The organism is Microbacterium sp. NPDC055502 (assembly GCF_053643635.1).
Genome location: NZ_JBSHKJ010000001.1, coordinates 1,141,161 through 1,156,992 on the forward strand (window position 1 = coordinate 1,141,161; position 15,832 = coordinate 1,156,992).

The 15,832-nt window shown below is 71.6% G+C and carries 13 protein-coding genes; 9 read left to right on the top strand and 4 right to left on the bottom strand.

Annotation, left to right across the window (positions count from 1 at the left end; all coding sequences use genetic code 11):
* Nucleotides 1-50: 50 nt before the first annotated feature.
* Nucleotides 51-1,259 (top strand): sensor histidine kinase, encoded by a 1,209-nt coding sequence (locus tag ACWH95_RS05675; protein ID WP_454120334.1) that lies wholly within the window; start codon nucleotides 51-53, stop codon nucleotides 1,257-1,259.
* Nucleotides 1,256-1,903 carry a response regulator gene (locus ACWH95_RS05680; protein ID WP_240744621.1) on the top strand — a complete coding sequence of 216 codons (648 nt, stop codon included), beginning with the start codon at nucleotides 1,256-1,258 and terminating at the stop codon, nucleotides 1,901-1,903. The genes ACWH95_RS05675 and ACWH95_RS05680 overlap by 4 nt, the downstream gene beginning before the upstream one ends.
* Nucleotides 1,904-1,906: 3 nt before the next feature.
* Here the strand turns inward: ACWH95_RS05680 and ACWH95_RS05685 are convergent, their stop codons facing one another.
* Nucleotides 1,907-3,145: an MFS transporter gene (locus tag ACWH95_RS05685; RefSeq protein ID WP_454120335.1), complete on the bottom strand. Its 1,239-nt coding sequence runs from the start codon at nucleotides 3,143-3,145 to the stop codon at nucleotides 1,907-1,909.
* Between the two features lie 62 nt (nucleotides 3,146-3,207).
* Here ACWH95_RS05685 and ACWH95_RS05690 point away from each other — a divergent pair, with 62 nt between their 5' ends.
* Nucleotides 3,208-4,272, top strand: a complete 1,065-nt coding sequence (locus ACWH95_RS05690; protein WP_136033091.1) for a LacI family DNA-binding transcriptional regulator — start codon at nucleotides 3,208-3,210, stop codon at nucleotides 4,270-4,272.
* 11 nt (nucleotides 4,273-4,283) lie between these two features.
* Here the strand turns inward: ACWH95_RS05690 and ACWH95_RS05695 are convergent, their stop codons facing one another.
* Complete coding sequence (locus ACWH95_RS05695; protein ID WP_454120336.1) at nucleotides 4,284-5,786, bottom strand: hypothetical protein; 1,503 nt, start codon at nucleotides 5,784-5,786, stop codon at nucleotides 4,284-4,286.
* 118 nt (nucleotides 5,787-5,904) lie between these two features.
* Between ACWH95_RS05695 and ACWH95_RS05700 the strand changes: the two genes are divergently transcribed.
* The 6 genes from ACWH95_RS05700 to mnhG are packed head-to-tail and all read left to right on the top strand — an operon-like array spanning nucleotide 5,905 to nucleotide 12,256.
* Nucleotides 5,905-8,877 carry a Na+/H+ antiporter subunit A gene (locus tag ACWH95_RS05700; RefSeq protein WP_378803846.1) on the top strand — a complete coding sequence of 991 codons (2,973 nt, stop codon included), beginning with the start codon at nucleotides 5,905-5,907 and terminating at the stop codon, nucleotides 8,875-8,877.
* Nucleotides 8,877-9,464: a Na(+)/H(+) antiporter subunit C gene (locus ACWH95_RS05705; protein WP_206252106.1), complete on the top strand. Its 588-nt coding sequence runs from the start codon at nucleotides 8,877-8,879 to the stop codon at nucleotides 9,462-9,464. Before ACWH95_RS05700 ends, ACWH95_RS05705 begins: the two co-directional genes overlap by 1 nt.
* Nucleotides 9,461-11,014 carry a Na+/H+ antiporter subunit D gene (locus tag ACWH95_RS05710; RefSeq protein ID WP_136033097.1) on the top strand — a complete coding sequence of 518 codons (1,554 nt, stop codon included), beginning with the start codon at nucleotides 9,461-9,463 and terminating at the stop codon, nucleotides 11,012-11,014. Before ACWH95_RS05705 ends, ACWH95_RS05710 begins: the two co-directional genes overlap by 4 nt.
* Nucleotides 11,011-11,604 carry a Na+/H+ antiporter subunit E gene (locus ACWH95_RS05715; protein ID WP_136033099.1) on the top strand — a complete coding sequence of 198 codons (594 nt, stop codon included), beginning with the start codon at nucleotides 11,011-11,013 and terminating at the stop codon, nucleotides 11,602-11,604. Before ACWH95_RS05710 ends, ACWH95_RS05715 begins: the two co-directional genes overlap by 4 nt.
* Nucleotides 11,601-11,870, top strand: a complete 270-nt coding sequence (locus ACWH95_RS05720) for a monovalent cation/H+ antiporter complex subunit F (protein WP_136033102.1) — start codon at nucleotides 11,601-11,603, stop codon at nucleotides 11,868-11,870. Before ACWH95_RS05715 ends, ACWH95_RS05720 begins: the two co-directional genes overlap by 4 nt.
* The gene (gene mnhG, locus ACWH95_RS05725; RefSeq protein WP_136036515.1) at nucleotides 11,867-12,256 is read left to right on the top strand and encodes a monovalent cation/H(+) antiporter subunit G; all 390 of its coding nucleotides are present in this window, start codon (nucleotides 11,867-11,869) and stop codon (nucleotides 12,254-12,256) included. The genes ACWH95_RS05720 and mnhG overlap by 4 nt, the downstream gene beginning before the upstream one ends.
* A gap of 13 nt (nucleotides 12,257-12,269) precedes the next feature.
* Here the strand turns inward: mnhG and ACWH95_RS05730 are convergent, their stop codons facing one another.
* A complete protein-coding gene (locus ACWH95_RS05730) occupies nucleotides 12,270-13,031 on the bottom strand; it encodes an alpha/beta fold hydrolase (RefSeq protein WP_136033106.1) in 762 nt (253 codons plus the stop codon).
* Nucleotides 13,032-13,066: 35 nt separating this feature from the next.
* Nucleotides 13,067-15,709, bottom strand: a complete 2,643-nt coding sequence (locus ACWH95_RS05735; protein ID WP_378803847.1) for a penicillin acylase family protein — start codon at nucleotides 15,707-15,709, stop codon at nucleotides 13,067-13,069.
* Between the last annotated feature and the right edge of the window lie 123 nt (nucleotides 15,710-15,832).

A 15,832-nucleotide genomic window follows, 5' to 3' on the forward strand; every position in this document is an offset into this window, starting at 1 on the left:
TCATCCCTTCGTCGGATGCGACCCCGCGGTCACCGTGGTTGCATGAGGTCATGCACGAACCGGGCGAGGGCGGTCTCGGCGCCTGGTATCGGCGCCACCGCTGGTGGGCAGATCCGCTCGGGGCGCTGGTGCTCTCCGTGGTCATGGCCGCCTTCGGCTTCCACGGGCTCTGGGGTCCGTTCTCGCTGCTGTCGGACGACGTGTCGCCGTGGTGGGCGCTGGTGCTCGCGGTTCCGGCATGCGTGCTCTCGCTCGGCAAGGCACGACGGCCGTGGACAGTGCTGGTGCTCGTGACGGTGCTGTTCCTCGCCGACCTGCTCACCGTGGGGGGCGTCGGCACCCTGGTCGTGCTGCTGGACGTGCTGTGGATGGCGGCGTTCCGCGCCGGACCGCGCGGCCGCCGCGTGCTCCTGATCTCTCTGGGCACGGCGACCGCGGCGCTGTTCTTCGCCGCACTGCTGTTCGCCGACGTCGACGTGCCGGTGGCCGTGCTGTTCGGCGTGCAGTTCGGGGCCATATTCGGAACCGACTACTGGTGGGCGGTCGCGGTCTCGCAGGCGCACGAGCTGGCGGAGCTGCATCGTCAACGCGCCGAGGACGCTGCCGCCGCCGCGGAACGCGACCGCACCGAGGCCGTGCAGCGGGAGCGGGAGGCCATGGCGCGCGAGCTGCACGATGTGGTGGCCGGGCACGTGCTGGCGATGGCGATCCGGGCCGAGGCGGCGCTCGCGACGCGTCCGGACCGCTCCGACGACCGGGCGGCGCTGCGGGCCGTGCGCGACGCGGGCCTCGACGCGCACGGTGCGTTGCGGTCGATGATCTCGGTGCTGCGCCGCGGCGGCGGCCCGCTCATGCCCACGCCGAGCTGGGCCGACCTCGACGGCATCGTGCAGGAGGCGCAGCGGTCGGGGCTGACGGTCCGCCTCGACGCGGCGGAGCTCGGCGACCTCGGCGATCTCGGCGGGGGCGGCGAGCAGGCGGTCGTGCGGGTGGTGCGGGAGGCGCTCGGCAACTGCGTGCGGCACGCGCGGGGTGCGCAGGTCGAGGTGCGGATCGCACGCTCCGGCGACGAGGCGCTGGTGCGGGTGCGGTCGCTCGGCGGGACGGCAGCGGTCGCCCCGATGCGGCACGACAGCGAGGGGTGGGGGTTGCAGATGCTGCGGGAGCGGGTGGCGGCGCTGGGGGGCGCGTTCCAGGCGGGGCCCGACGGCGACGGCTGGACCGTGGAGGCGCGGCTGCCGGCGGGAGCGCGGTCGTGAGCGCCCCGACGGTGCTGCTGGCGGACGACCACGGCGCGATCCGCGCGGGACTGCGCATCATGCTCGAGACGCACGACATCGTGGTGGCGGGCGAAGCGGCCGATGGCGAGGTGGCCGTGCGCAACGCCGCCGCCCTGCGCCCCGACGTGGTGCTGATGGATCTGCGCATGCCGGGGCGCGACGGCGTCTCGGCCACGAGGGAGATCGTCGACCGGGGTCTGGCGGACGTGCTGGTGCTCACCAGCTTCGACGAGGACGAGCTCGTGCTCGCGGCGATCCGCGCCGGGGCCGTGGGGTTCCTGCTCAAGACCGTGGATGCGCCGACGCTGGTGCAGGCGGTGCGCGGGGTCGCGGCGGGCGAGGGCGCCCTCGACCCGCGCGTGACCCGGCGTGCGCTCGCCGCGGTGGCGGAGTCCGCGGTCGACGGTCCGCCCGCCGCCGCCACCCCCGCCCTGGGCGAGCTCACCGCGCGGGAGCAGGAGGTGCTCGACGGGATCCTGCAGGGCTGGTCGAACGCGCAGCTCGCCGCCCGGCTGCGCATCTCGGTGCCCACGGTGAAGACGCACGTGTCGAACGTGCTCGCGAAGCTGGGCGCGCGCAGCCGCTCGCACGCGGCGGCACTCGTCCGGGCGCGCGGCGGCTGAGCCTCAGCTCCGGGCGGCGGTCGTGGCGGGGGTCTTCTCGTCGTCGCGCAGCGGGCGGGCGGCCCCGGAGAACAGCCCGGAGACCACGACCAGCGCGACGAGGATGAACAGCGTGTTGAGCAGGCCGATGTGCTCGCTGATCACGCCGAGCACGGGCGGGCCGCCGAGGAACGCGACGTAGCCGATCGTGGCCGCGGCGCTCACGCGGGCGGCGGCCTTGGCCGGGTCGTCGGCCGCGGCCGACATTCCGAGCGGGAACCCGAGCGAGGCGCCGACACCCCAGAGCGCGGCGCCGAGCAGCACGAGCGGCAGCGTCGGCGCGAGGATGAACAGCAGGATGCCGCTGGCGGCCGTCGCGGCGAGGATGCGCAGCACCAGCACCCGGCCGAAGCGGTCGACCAGGGGGCCGCCGAACAGGCGCACGACGGTCATGCCGGTCGAGAACACGGCGAGGGCGACGGCACCGGAACCCTCGGCGAGACCGTGTCCCTGCTCGGTGCCGAGAGCGATCCAGTCGTTCGCGCCGCCCTCGGCGAACGACATGCCGAGCATGACGGTGCCGAGCAGGTAGGTGCGCGGTTCGCGCCACGCCTCCAGCGCGGTGTGCAGGCGCTGGCGGAACGGCGGCTTCTCGTGCTCCTCCGGGTCGAGGGCCGCCTCTCGCACCGGCACCTGGAAGAAGCAGATCACCGCGATCACGGCGATCAAGACCCCGACGGAGATCGCGTGCGTGCCGACGTCGATGCGAAGGTGCGCCGCGAGCGCACCGATACCGGCGCCCAGGACGGTGCCGAAGCTGAAGAACGCGTGGAAGACGGGAAGGATCGTGCGGCCCATCTGCTGTTCGATCGCGGTGGCCTCGACGTTCATCATCACGTCGACGCAGCCGTTGCCGAAGCCGAACAGCACCATGCCGACCAGCACCAGGGGGACAGAGGCGAACACGGTGGCTCCGAGTCCGACGAGCGCGATGCCGGCGGCGAACGTGAGCATCGACAGGAGCATGCCGCGACGCGCACCCGTACGCGCCATGACCGCGGGGCTCGTGGAGATGCCGAGGATGGAGGCGATGCCCATGTCGAGCAGGATCAGTCCGACCTGCGCGTTGTCGAGACCGAGGGCCTCCTTGATACCCGGCACGCGCGATGCCCAGGTCGCGATCGAGAGGCCGCTGGCGAGGAAGATAGCGAAGATCGCGGTGCGCCAGCGCACGAACTGCGAACGGGTGAGGGCGGTGTCCATGACCCACAGCCTATATCGAATCGATTCGACGCCGGAGTACAGATCCCGGCTATCCTCGGAGTATGAGCAGCAGGGAGACCCCGCGCCGACCCACGATCGCGGATGTCGCGCGCGAGGCGGGGGTCGCGACCTCCACCGCGTCCGTGGTCTTCAGCGGCAAGGCCAAGGTCGCCCCCGCCACGCGCGACCGCGTTCTCGCCGCGGCGACCGAGCTCGGCTACACCGGACCCGACCCCCGCGCCGCCTCGCTCCGTCGCGGCCGCAGCGGCATCGTCGCGGTCGTGCTGGAGGGCCACCTGCGCGCCGCGTTCCTCGACCCGGTGACGACCGCGATGATGGACGGCCTCACCGATGGACTCGCCGACCTCAGCGCCGGGATCCTGCTGATGCGCGACGAGCCGGGCGAGGACGGGTCCGCGATCGCGAGCGCCCCGGTCGACGCGGTCGTGCTGATCGGGTGCTCCGGGCGCACGCGGGCCTCACTCGAGATCGTGCGGGGGCGCGGCCTCCCCGTGGTCGTGATCGAGGGCGACGCCGGGCTCGACGTGCCGCGCATCACACTCGACAACGTGGCCGCCTCCGCCGACGTCGCCCGGCACGTCCGCGACCTCGGGCACCGCGACGTCGCACTGGTCACGCTCGCGCTCGACGCCGACCGCGAGCGCACCCTCATCACGCCGGAGCGACTCGCCACCGCGACCGTCGACGTCACGGTCGACCGGCTCCGGGGCATGCGCGAGATCTTCCCCGACGCCCCGGCGATCTCCGCGTCGGGCAGCCTGATCGACGAGGGCATCCTGGTGGGCCGCATGCTGCTGTCCGACCCGGAGAAGCGTCCGACGGCCGTGCTCGCGCAGAGCGACCTGCTCGCGGTCGGCGTGATCCGCGCGGCGGAGGAGCTCGGGCTGCGCGTGCCGGAAGACCTGTCGGTGGCGGGGTTCGACGGCATCGCGCTGGACGGCCTGGGCGACCTCACGCTCACCACGAGCGTGCAGCCCGCGGTCGAGAAGGGTCGCGCGGCGGGGGAGCAGGTGGCGCGCATGCTCCGCGGGGAGCCGGGCGAGACGCAGGACCTCTCGTGCCGCTTCCGCGCGGGCACCACGACCGCGCCGCCCCCCGCGCGCTGAGCCGCCTGCCCTCAGGAGTGCGCGGGACCGAGGCGCAGCGCCGTCTCGCCGAAGTCCAGGATGCGGTACCGCCCGCACTCGATCGTCGCCACCGGTTCGACCCCGGCGGGCAGCTGCCACGGCACGGTCTGCGCGTCCTCCACCAGGAACGACACCTCGCCCACCGCGAAGTCCCGCCGGTCGACCAGCCAGGCGTAGCCGTTCAGCGCGTGGTCGACCTGCACCAGGCGTGACGGGTCGTCGAGGTGCAGCTTGGGCAGCCGCACGGTCCAGAACTGCCCGGCACCCGTGCGCCCCGATGCGTCGACCCAGTCGGTGACGCACGTCAGGTCGGCGTCGGGTGCCTGCGCGGCGGCCGCCAGTCGCGGCACGCTCAGTCCGGCGGCGAGGAGCAGCAGGGCACCCAGCGCCGCGACCGCACCGCGCACGAGCCGAGACGACGGCAGCACGGCGCGCGGATCGGCGACCAGGGCCAGGACCGGCGCGAACGCCAGCGGCTGGAGGTATCGCGCGGCCTGGGTGCCGAGCGCCACCGCCCCGAGCAGCACCAGGGCGGGAGCAACCCACGCGACCGCGGCGACGAGCCGCGCGCCGGGCGCCGATGCCCGCCGCATGCGCACCACCGCGAGGGCGAGGAGGGCGGCGACCACGACCAGCGCGAGCACCCCCGGCGGCGTCGAGAGCCGGCCCGCGAACAGCCCGGCGTACAGCTCGAGCGACTCCCGCCAGCGCCACGGCTGCACGTAGCCGGCGCCCGTGTTCGCGATCCATGCCGAGAACGGAATGCGACAGAGGAAGCCGAGCAGCGTGCCGCCGAGCAGGGCAGCGCCGAGCAGCAGCGCGGACCGCCGGCTCCGGACGGAGAACCCGAGCACGACCAGCACGGCCAGCAGCGGCACCGTGGCCCAGGCCGCGAACAGCGGATTGGTCAGCGTGGACACGGCGGCCGTCGCGCCGAGGGCCCAGAGCAGCACGACCCCGCCGCCCGGGCGGTCGAGGAAGCGGCGGGCCAGACCGACCGCGGCGACCGCTCCGATCGTGGTCGCGGCGTAGTAGGTGGTCGTGAGCGAGAGCGACGCGAGCTCGAGGGCATCGCGCGACGGCGACACCTCGGTGAACACGAGAAGCGCGAACACCCCGAGCGCCGCGAGCGACCACGCGACCGGGGCGGCACCCGCGCGGCGACGACCGGCGACGAGCCGCGCCACGCCGTAGAACCCGAGCAGGTTGACCACCGCGTTCACCGCGAGCAGGCCACCGACGTCGAGCGGCAGCAGCGCGCCGAGGGCGACGTGCACGGCGGACTCCGGAAGGAACAGCACGCTCGACAGCGCCCACTCGCCGACCCCGCCGCCATCGAGGATCGCGCGCGAGATCAGTCCCACGACCAGGGAATCCCCGTCACGGAAGAGCAGCGAGGAGCGGGGCGATGCGGCGAGCTGACCCGCCGCGACGAGGGCGATCGCGAGGGCCGTGAGCCACCCCGCCAGCTCCCTCCGTGCGCCCCCGTGCATGCGAACACTCTGGCACGTCGCGCAGACCCGCGAACCGCCCGGCCCCATCATCCCGGTAAACTGGACGGACACCGCCCGCCTGAGCCGCAAGGCCGACGAGCCCCGAGGAGCCGCGTATATGCTGATGCTCCTCGCCGTGTTCCTCCTCGGGTCGCTGCTGTTGCCCGTTCTGGTGCGCTGGCTGGGAGCACAGGCTTTCGCCGTCGCCGCGCTCGTCCCCGCCGCCGCGTTCGTGCACGCGCTGGTGCTCACGCCGCAGGTGCTCGACGGCCCTGTGCCGTTCGAATCCGTGCCGTGGATCCCGCAGCTCGGGCTCTCGCTCTCCATGAACATGGACGTGCTCGGGTGGGTCCTCACCCTGATCGTGACCGGCGTCGGCGCGCTCGTGCTGCTCTACTGCCGCTGGTACTTCCACGACGACGCGGCCGGCATCGGCCAGTTCGCCGGGGTGCTGCTCGGCTTCGCCGGCGCGATGTACGGCCTCGTGCTCACCGACGACCTGGTGATGCTCGTGATGTTCTGGGAGGTGACGAGCATCCTCTCGTACCTCCTGATCGGGCACTACCGCCGCCGCGCCGCCAGCCGTCGAGCCGCGCTCCAGGCTCTGCTGGTGACGACCCTCGGCGGCCTGGTGATGTTCGTCGGCGTCGTGCTGCTCGTCGTAGACGCCGGCACGTCGAGCATCCGCGAGATCCTCGCGCTCGCCCCCACCGGGCCCCTGGTCGACGCCGCCATCGTGATGCTGCTGATCGGCGCCATCAGCAAGTCGGCGCTGTTCCCGTTCCACTTCTGGCTCCCCGGTGCGATGGCCGCCCCCACGCCGGTCAGCGCCTACCTGCACGCCGCCGCGATGGTGAAGGCCGGCATCTACCTCATCGCGCGCTTCGCCCCGATCTTCGCGCTGAGCGCCACCTGGCGACCGATCATCATCAGCCTCGGCATCCTCACCATGCTGCTCGGCGGGATCCAGGCGCTGCGCGAGACCGACCTCAAGCGCGTGCTCGCCTTCGGCACCGTCAGCCAGCTGGGGTTCTTCGCCGTCGTGGTCGGCTACGGCACGCAGGCCGCCGCCCTCGCCGGACTCGCGCTCGTGATCGGGCACGCCCTGTTCAAGTCGGCGCTGTTCCTGATCGTCGGCGTGATCGACCGGCAGCTCTCCACGCGTGACATCACCGAGCTCTCCGGGGTCGGACGGCAGGCGCCGGTCATGGCGACCGCGGCCTTCATCTCGGTCGCGTCGATGGCGGGCATCGCGCCCACCATCGGCTTCGTCGCCAAGGAGTCCACGCTCACGGCGCTCCTGGATGACGCGCAGGGCGGCTCGATCTGGGGACTCGTGGCGCTGATCGGCGTCGTCCTCGGTTCCATGCTCACCGCGGCATATGGCGTGCGCTTCCTGTGGGGAGCGTTCTGGACCAAACGCGACGACCGCGGCGAGCGGCTGCCCGACACCGCGTGGCCCGACCCGCCCGTCGGCTTCCTCTCCGCGCCGATCATCCTCGCCGGGGTCACCCTCGCGGCGGGCATCGGCGCCCCCGCGCTCGACATCGCCCTGCAGCCCTACGCGCTCACCGCGAACCCCGGCCTCGACCACGAGGGCGCCGCCGTCGAAGGCCCCGGTCACCTCGCGCTCTGGCACGGGTTCGAACCAGCGCTCGGGATCTCGATCCTCACGGTCCTGCTGGGCATCGGGCTGTTCCTGCTCACGCGACGCAGCGGCTGGGACCGTCGCCCGCGCCTGCTGCCCTTCACCGCCGCCGACGCCTACTACCTCGTGATGCGCGGCATCGACCGGCTGTCCGTGCTCAGCACCACCCTCACGCAGCGCGGCTCGCTGCCCGTCTACGTCGGCACGATCTTCGTGGTGTTCGTCGCGGCCGAGGTCACCGCGCTCATCGCGAGCGACATCGACCGCTACCAGCTGTCGCTCTGGCACACCCCGGCACAGCTCGCGGTCGCGCCGATCATGGCGGTCGCGGGCGTGGTGGCGGTGCGCGCTAGGAAGCGGTACACCGGCGTCGTGCTGGCCTCGGTCACGGGTCTCGGCATGGTCGTGCTCTTCGCGACCAGCGGCGCACCCGACCTCGCGCTCACGCAGATCCTCGTCGAGACGGTCACCATGGTCACGTTCGCCCTGGTGCTGCGGCGGCTCCCCGCGCGGATGGGCGAGCACAACGCCTCGGTCAGCCGCATCCCCCGGGCGCTGCTCGGCATCGGCGTCGGCCTCACCATGGCGTTCGTCGCGATCGTGGCCACCCAGTCGCGCGTCGCCGACCCGATCTCGGAGATCTTCCCGCAGATCGCCTACGAGATCGGCCACGGCAAGAACGTGGTGAACGTGGCCCTGGTCGACCTGCGCGGCTGGGACACGATGGGCGAGCTGTCGGTTCTCGTGCTCGCGGCGACCGGTGTCGCCTCCCTCGTCTTCGTGACCCACCGCGCCGATCTGCTCGCCGCGACCAAGACCCTGCCGCGCTCCGTGCGCAAGGCCGCCCGCAGCCGTCCGCTCGTCGAGACCACCGACGGCGTGCGCTTCCAGACGTCCGAGAACCGCAGCGCCCCGCGCGCCTGGCTGGTCGGCGGACAGAAGATGAAGCCGGAGAACAGGTCGATCCTGCTCGAGGTCATCGTGCGCATCCTGTTCCACACCATCATCGTGGTGTCGATCTTCCTGCTGTTCGCGGGTCACAACCTGCCGGGCGGCGGCTTCGCCGGCGGACTCGTCGCGGGCATGGCGCTCGTGATGCGCTACATCGCCGGCGGCCGCTGGGAGCTCGGTGCCGCCGCACCCACCGACGCCGGACGCCTGCTCGGGGCGGGCCTCATCCTCGCGGTCGGCACGGCCGTGGTGCCGCTGTTCTTCGGGATGGCGCCGCTCACCAGCACCTTCTGGGAGTGGGAGATCCCGGGCATCGGTCACATGGAGTTCGTCACCTCGACGATCTTCGACGTGGGTGTGTACCTCGTGGTGATCGGGCTCGTGCTCGACGTGCTGCGCAGCCTCGGCGCCGAGGTGGACCGGCAGTCCGCGCTCCGCCCCGGTCAGAGCACCGCGATCGACTTCACCTCACGGACAGGGGGGAACGGCTGATGGACGTCTCCCTGGCCCTCATCGCGATCATGGCCGTGCTCTTCGCGTGCGGCGTCTACGCGATGCTCGAGCGCAGCCTGACCCGGGTGCTGATCGGCTTCCTGCTGCTCGGCAACGCCACGAACCTGCTGCTGCTGATCGTGATGGGCGTGCCGGGCAACGCCCCCTTCTTCGGCACGAACGGCGACCTCAGCGATCCGCTCCCGCAGGCGCTGACCCTCACCGCCATCGTGATCACCTTCGCGGTGTCGGCGTTCCTGCTCGCCCTCATCTACCGCTCCTGGCAGCTCGGCCAGGCCGACACGGTCGAGGACGACGAGGCCGACATCGCCCTGCGCGAGCGCACCGACGCCGACGAAGACCTCATGGACGACGAGTCGGAGACCGACGACGACGAGGCGACCACCGACTTCGTCGGCGTGCAGACCGCGCCCATCACGGTGCTGCACATGCGGGACCACCCCGACATCCACGACGACGCCCCCTACGACTCGCCGTACAGCGCGCAGCGGGAGGACGAACCCGAACCCGAGGCCGACGAGGATCCAGACCACGACCACACGACAGACGGGGAGGGCAGGTCATGACCACGCTCGTCCCGCTCCTGGTCGCCCTGCCGCTGCTGGGCGCCGCGGTCACCCTCGTGTTCGGGCGCAATGCCCGGCTCCAGGTGCTCGTCACGGTCGCCACCCTCGCGATCGTCTCGGTCATCGCCGCGGTGCTGCTGGTCGTGGTCGATGCGGGATCCCCGCTCGCGGTCTCGGTCGGCGGGTGGCCGGTGCCGTTCGGCATCGTGCTCTACGTCGACCGGCTCGCCGCGCTGCTCGTGCTCGTGTCGAGCGTCGTGCTGCTCGCGGTCCTCCTCTTCTCGATCGGTCAGGGCGTCGCAGACGGCGCGGACGAGACCCCGATCTCGATCTTCAACCCCTCCTACCTGATCCTCGCGGCCGGCATCTTCAACGCCTTCATCGCGGGCGACCTGTTCAACCTCTACGTCGGCTTCGAGATCCTGCTCGTCGCGTCGTACGTGCTGATCACGCTGGGCAGCACCGAGTCGCGCATCCGCACGGGTGCGGTGTACATCGTCGTCTCGCTCGTGTCGTCGATCCTGTTCCTCGCCTCGATCGCGATGATCTACGGCGCCCTCGGCACCGTGAACATGGCGCAGATCGCCGAGCGCATGTCGGAGCTGCCGCAGGACACGCAGCTCGTGCTGCACCTGATGCTCGTGGTCGCCTTCGGCATCAAGGCCGCCATCTTCCCCGTCTCCTTCTGGCTGCCCGACTCCTACCCGACCGCGCCGGCCCCGGTCACGGCGGTGTTCGCCGGACTGCTGACGAAGGTCGGCGTGTACGCGCTGATCCGCACCGAGACGCAGCTCTTCGCCTCCAACAGCATCGACACGCTGCTGCTCATCATCGCGCTGGCGACCATGGTCGTCGGGGTGCTGGGTGCCGTGGCGCAGGCGGAGCTGAAACGGATCCTGTCGTTCACCCTCGTGAGCCACGTGGGCTACATGATCTTCGGCCTGGCGATCGCGACGCCCGCGGCGATCGGCGCCACCGTGTACTACATCGTGCACCACATCGTGGTGCAGACCACCCTCTTCCTCGCCGTGGGACTCATCGAGCGTCGGGCGGGAAGCACCTCGATCCTGCGGGTGAAGGGGCTGCTCAAGATCGCGCCCGTGATCGCGGTGCTGTACTTCATCCCCGCGATCAACCTCGGCGGTCTGCCCCCGTTCTCCGGGTTCATCGGCAAGTTCGCGCTGTTCGAGGCCGCCGCCTCCGTGGGCACGCCCCTGATGATCGTGCTGATCTTCGGCGGCATCATCACCTCGCTGCTCACGCTGTACGCGCTCATGCGGGCGTGGAACCTGGCGTTCTGGCGCGAGGAGGAGGACTCCACCGAGACCGAGGGACGCATCTCCTACCTGACGGGCGCACCCGCGGCCGACGAGCAGCAGGAGACCAGGCGCATCCCGAAGATCATGACGGTCGCCACCGCGGGCATGGTCACGGTCACGGTGGCCCTGACGATCTTCGCCGGTCCGCTGTACGCTCTGTGCGATCGCATCGGGGCTGGCCTGCTGCAGCCGGTCAACCTCGTCCAACTGGAAGACGAGGTGGAGGGATGAGGCCGGAGACGCGGCGCCTGTGGCGCGACATCGGCATGCAGCTGCCGTTCCTCGCCTGGCTGATCGTGCTGTGGATGCTGCTGTGGGCGCAGTTCACCGTGCTCTCGTTCCTGACCGGGCTCGTGGTCGCGATCTTCGTGACGCGCGTGTTCCGGCTGCCGACGGTCGAGCTGTCCGGCCGCGTGAACCTCTGGTACGCCGCGCTGTTCATCGTGCAGTTCCTCTGGGCAGTGCTGCGCGGCGCCCTGTCGGTCACGGTGCAGGTGTTCGACTTCCGCCGGCAGCCGGGCACCGCGATCGTCGCCGTGCCGCTGCGGTACGCGGACGACCTCGTCATGACGCACGTCGCGGTGGTGTCGTCGCTGATCCCCGGTTCGCTCGTGGTGGAGGCCGACCGCGACCGGCGCATCCTCTACCTGCACGTGATCGGCGTGCGCAGCAAGGAAGACGTCGAGGAGCAGCGGCAGGGGGTGCTCGGCTGGGAGAAGCGGGTCGTGCGCGCGCTGGGCGACCCGTCGCAGTACCGCCGCCTCAAGGCCGACGAGCGCGCGGGTCGCATCGATCCGGCCAGGGTGGGGGGTGCCCGATGAACGTGCTGCTCCTGGTGATCATGGCGGTGTTCGGTGTCGCCGCGATCCTCGCCGTCATCCGCATCGTGCGTGGTCCGTCGATCCTCGACCGCGCGGTCGCCGCCGACGTGCTGCTCACCGAGGTCATGTGCGTGCTGGGCGCGGAGATGGCGATCAACGGTCACACCCGCAACATCCCGGTGCTGCTGATCATCGCCGCCGTCGGCGTGTTCGGGTCGATCGCGGTCGCCCGGTTCGTCGCGAGAAGGGACAACACGACGCCATGAACGTGTTCGGCCTGATGATCCCCGACGCCGTGATCGACGTCGCGGTGCTGGTGCTGATCCTGATCGGTGCGCTGCTGTGCCTCTCCGCCGCGGTGGGGCTGCTGCACTTCCGCGACGTGCCGACGCGGTTGCACGCCGCGACCAAGCCGCAGGTGCTCGGGCTGCTGGTGATCTGCGTGGCGATCGCGCTGTCGCAGCGGTCGATCGGCGGCGTGCTGTTCGGCCTGGTGCTGGTCGCCCCGGTGGTGCTGATGCAGTTCGCCACGGCGCCCCTGTCCGCGCACATGGTCGGACGGCAGGCGTATCGCAACGGCACGATCGAGCAGCGCGGGCTCGTGGTGGACGAGCTCGCCGAGTCCAAGCAGACGCCGCCCGCCGCGGGCTGACCTCGCCCGCGCGTCAGGTACGGTCGGCGAACGCCTCGATCAGGCGTGCGGCGGGTTCGGAGTCGCTGATGAGGGTGCCGTGCCCGTGGTCGGGGATCACGGAGAGCTCCGCGCCGGGGATGGCGTCGAGGATGACCTGACACCAGCTCATCGGGGCCAGCGGGTCGTCTTCCCCGCGCAGCACGAGCACGGGGCAGTGGATGCGGCGGAAGGCCTTCTCGGGCTGATGCACGATGGTCGCCCGCATCTTGCGGATCAGGTGCGGACCGCCGCGGAGGTACTCGCGCGCGCCGCGCCAGATGACGAGCGGCCGCTCGCCCACGAGGTCCTGCAGCAGGTAGCGCGCCTGGGCCCCGATGTTGCGCGCGGCCTTGTCGACCGTCGGTCCCGCGAGCACCACCCCCGCCACGAGCTCGGGGTGCCGGGCGGCGAGCTCGGCCGCGATCTGGCTGCCCATCGAGTGCCCGATCACCACCACGGGTTCCGCGTCGACGTGGCGCAGATACGCGGCGACCAGGTCGGCGTGGCGCTGCATGGTGAGGGTGCGCGTGGGCTCGGGCGCTTCGCCGAACCCGGGGAGGTCGAGCGCGATCACGCGTCCGTTCAGCCGCTGGGTGAGGTCGAGGTACACGCTGCGGCCCATGCCGATGCCGTGCAGCAGCAGGTAGGTGTGCGGCCCCTCGCCGAAGCTCTCCGCGATGAGGGTCGCGCCGCCGTGCTCGAACTCCAGCAGCGTCGCGGTCGTCCCCTTCGGGGCGAGATAACTGGAGGGCACCGGTCCACGCTAGCCGAGGAACCTCTGCGGGTCTCTCAGCCGGCGGGGGCCAGGATCAAAGTGTCGCGCGCGGACCGGCCGACCGCGCCCGGTGTGAACGCCCAGGGGCGCTGCACGCCCGAGGCCCAGTCCTCCGTCTGGTCGACGTAGTGCTCGTGGTAGGCGTGACCGGAGGCACCCGTCAGATGGATCCACGTGGAGGCGTCGAGGTCGTCGAGGTCGACCACCATCCGCATGGAGGGCACGGTCGTGGTGGCGTACGACTCGCCGATGGTCCAGCCGGTCGCGTCCACCACCGATGCGCCGCCGCCGACCGGGTAGGGTCCGCGGTTGAACAGTGCCTCGATCGGGGCGATTCCGGACGAGCCGAACGTGCCGCTACGGAGCGTGATGGCGTGCAGGTCGCCCCAGTTCCAGCGCGTCGTGTCGGTGCCCTGCAGCGCGGCGAGCTCGTCGTACGCCTCCTCGGCCGACCGGGCCAGCATCTGGGGCATGCCGTCGACGTCGATGCGGTCGTTGCGCCACAGCGGGTCGGACGGGTCTTCGAGCAGGTCGCCGACCACGGTGAACAGCCGTCCCTGGCCGTCGGTGGGCAGGGGCACGGCGCGCTCGGCGAAGAGGTTCTGCACGAGGCGCGACCACAGCACGTTCGCGTACGCGGCGGCCGCGGAGGTCTTGTCGTTCTGCGCGTCCCACGTGCGGAGCAGCTCGACGGCCGTCCGCGGTCCGGTACCGTCGACCTCGACGTCGCCCATGGCGCTGACCAGCTGCTTGCCGATCCACATCTCACCGTCCATCTGGATGTCGCGCAGGTCCTCCGCGGTCAGCGGCGCGGCGGCCGCGCGGCGCTCGATCAGGTGGGCGATGCGGGCAGCGCGGTACCCCTGGTCCCAGTCGCGCGACAGGAAGTACTCGTAGTCGTCGGTGACGATCGCGTTGTTCGCGGTCACGATGTAGCCGGACGCGGGGTTGTACGCCACGGGCAGCTCCTCGAACGGGATGTAGCCGGTCCAGTCGTAGCCGCTGTCCCACCCCGGCTGCGGCATCCACCCGTCGCCGGCCCCGCGGATGGGCAGCCGCCCCGGCGTCTGGTAGCCGATGTTGCCGTCGACGTCGGCGTAGATGAGGTTCTGCGCCGGAACGTCGAACAGGGCGGCGGCGGCGCGGAAGTCGTCGAAGTCCTGCGCGGTGGAGAGGGCGAAGATCGCGGTCGCGGTGGTGCCGGGGTCGAGGGCCGTCCAGCGCAGGCTCAGGGCGTATTCGGCGGCGTCGCTTCCCGGTGGAGCGGGGGCGGTGCCCTCGGCCCGGAGCGCGGGGTCCGGCGCGTCGGCGATCGCGGTGAAGTCGTCGGTGAGGCCGGAGATGATGGGGCCGTGCACGGTGGAGCGGATCGTGAGCTCGATGTCGTCGCCACCAGCGACCGCGATGGTCTCGGTGGTCTCCTCGAGCGGCACGAGCGCGCCGTCGCGCCAGTACGCGTCGCCCTCGATGCGCTCGACGTACAGGTCGGTCACGTCGGTGGTGAGGTTGGTGAAGCCCCATGCGACGCGCTGGTTGTGGCCGATCACGATGCCCGGGAGACCGGAGAACGAGAAGCCCCCCACGTCGAACGGGCAGTCGGCGTCGACCGTCGAGCACTTCAGCTGCACCTGGTACCAGACCGAGGGCAGGGAGGCGCCGAGGTGCGGGTCGTTCGCCAGCAGCGGCATGCCCGACGCGGTCAGCTCTCCCGAGACGACCCAGGAGTTGGAGCCGATGCCCTCGCCGGCGTCTCCGACCAGGACGCTCGCGGCTTCGATCACGTTCGCCGTCTCCTGCCACTCGATCGTGGTGACGGCCTGCTGCACCTCGCCGTCCTTCGGCGGCAGGCTGAACGCGGCGGCGTCTGCGGTGGTGTCGAGCGGCTCCACCGTGGAGATCTGCGGCACGATCACCGGGTTCCGGTCGAACGGGTAGGAGGGGTACAGCTTCGCGAGCAGGGCGTGCGTGTCCTCCGGGTCGCCGCCGTCGGCGAGGGCGCCCGCGAGCAGCGCGCGCTCCGTCTCATCCTCGACGTTGGTGCGGAGGTCCCAGGCCATGGCCTTGAGCCACGCGACGGAGTCGGCCGGCTCCCACGGCTCCGGTTCGTAGTCGGGGTTCTGCAGGCCCAGCACCGCGTACTCGAGCGACAGCTCCGCTCCGGACCGGGACGACAGGTAGGCGTTCACACCGTCGGCGTACGCCTCGTAGTAGCCGCGGGTCGTGTCGTCCATCGCCTCGACCTCGGCCTCGGCGACCTTGCGCCAGCCGAGCGTGCGCAGGAACGCATCGGTGCCGGCCTGGGACGCACCGAACAGCTCGGCCACGCGGCCCGACGTCACGTGCCGACGGAAGTCCATCTCGAAGAAGCGGTCCTGCGCGTGCACGAACCCCTGCGCGAAGAACAGGTCTTCCGAGGAGTCGGCGGTGATGGTCGGGATCCCGCTCGCGTCGCGCTGCACGGTCACCTCGGCGGCGAGGCCGTCCAGCCGCAGGGTGCCCGAGGTCTGCGGGAACGAGCGCTGGATGGTCCATGTCACGAAGAACGCCGCGGCCACCGCGATCACCACGATCGCGGCGACGACGAGGAACGCGATGCGCCCGATGCGGACACCGAGCGACTGGCGGGAGGGTGCGGGTGACACCGGCGAAACGGTCATCATCGTCGAGAACTCTTTCGGGTCGCGGTTGGGACTCAGTCCCACCGAGCCCCGGTGCACGTTTCAGGGCCGCGCTCTCGCATCCTAGCCCGCCCGCGCTCGCCGCGGCACGTCCCGCGGCGA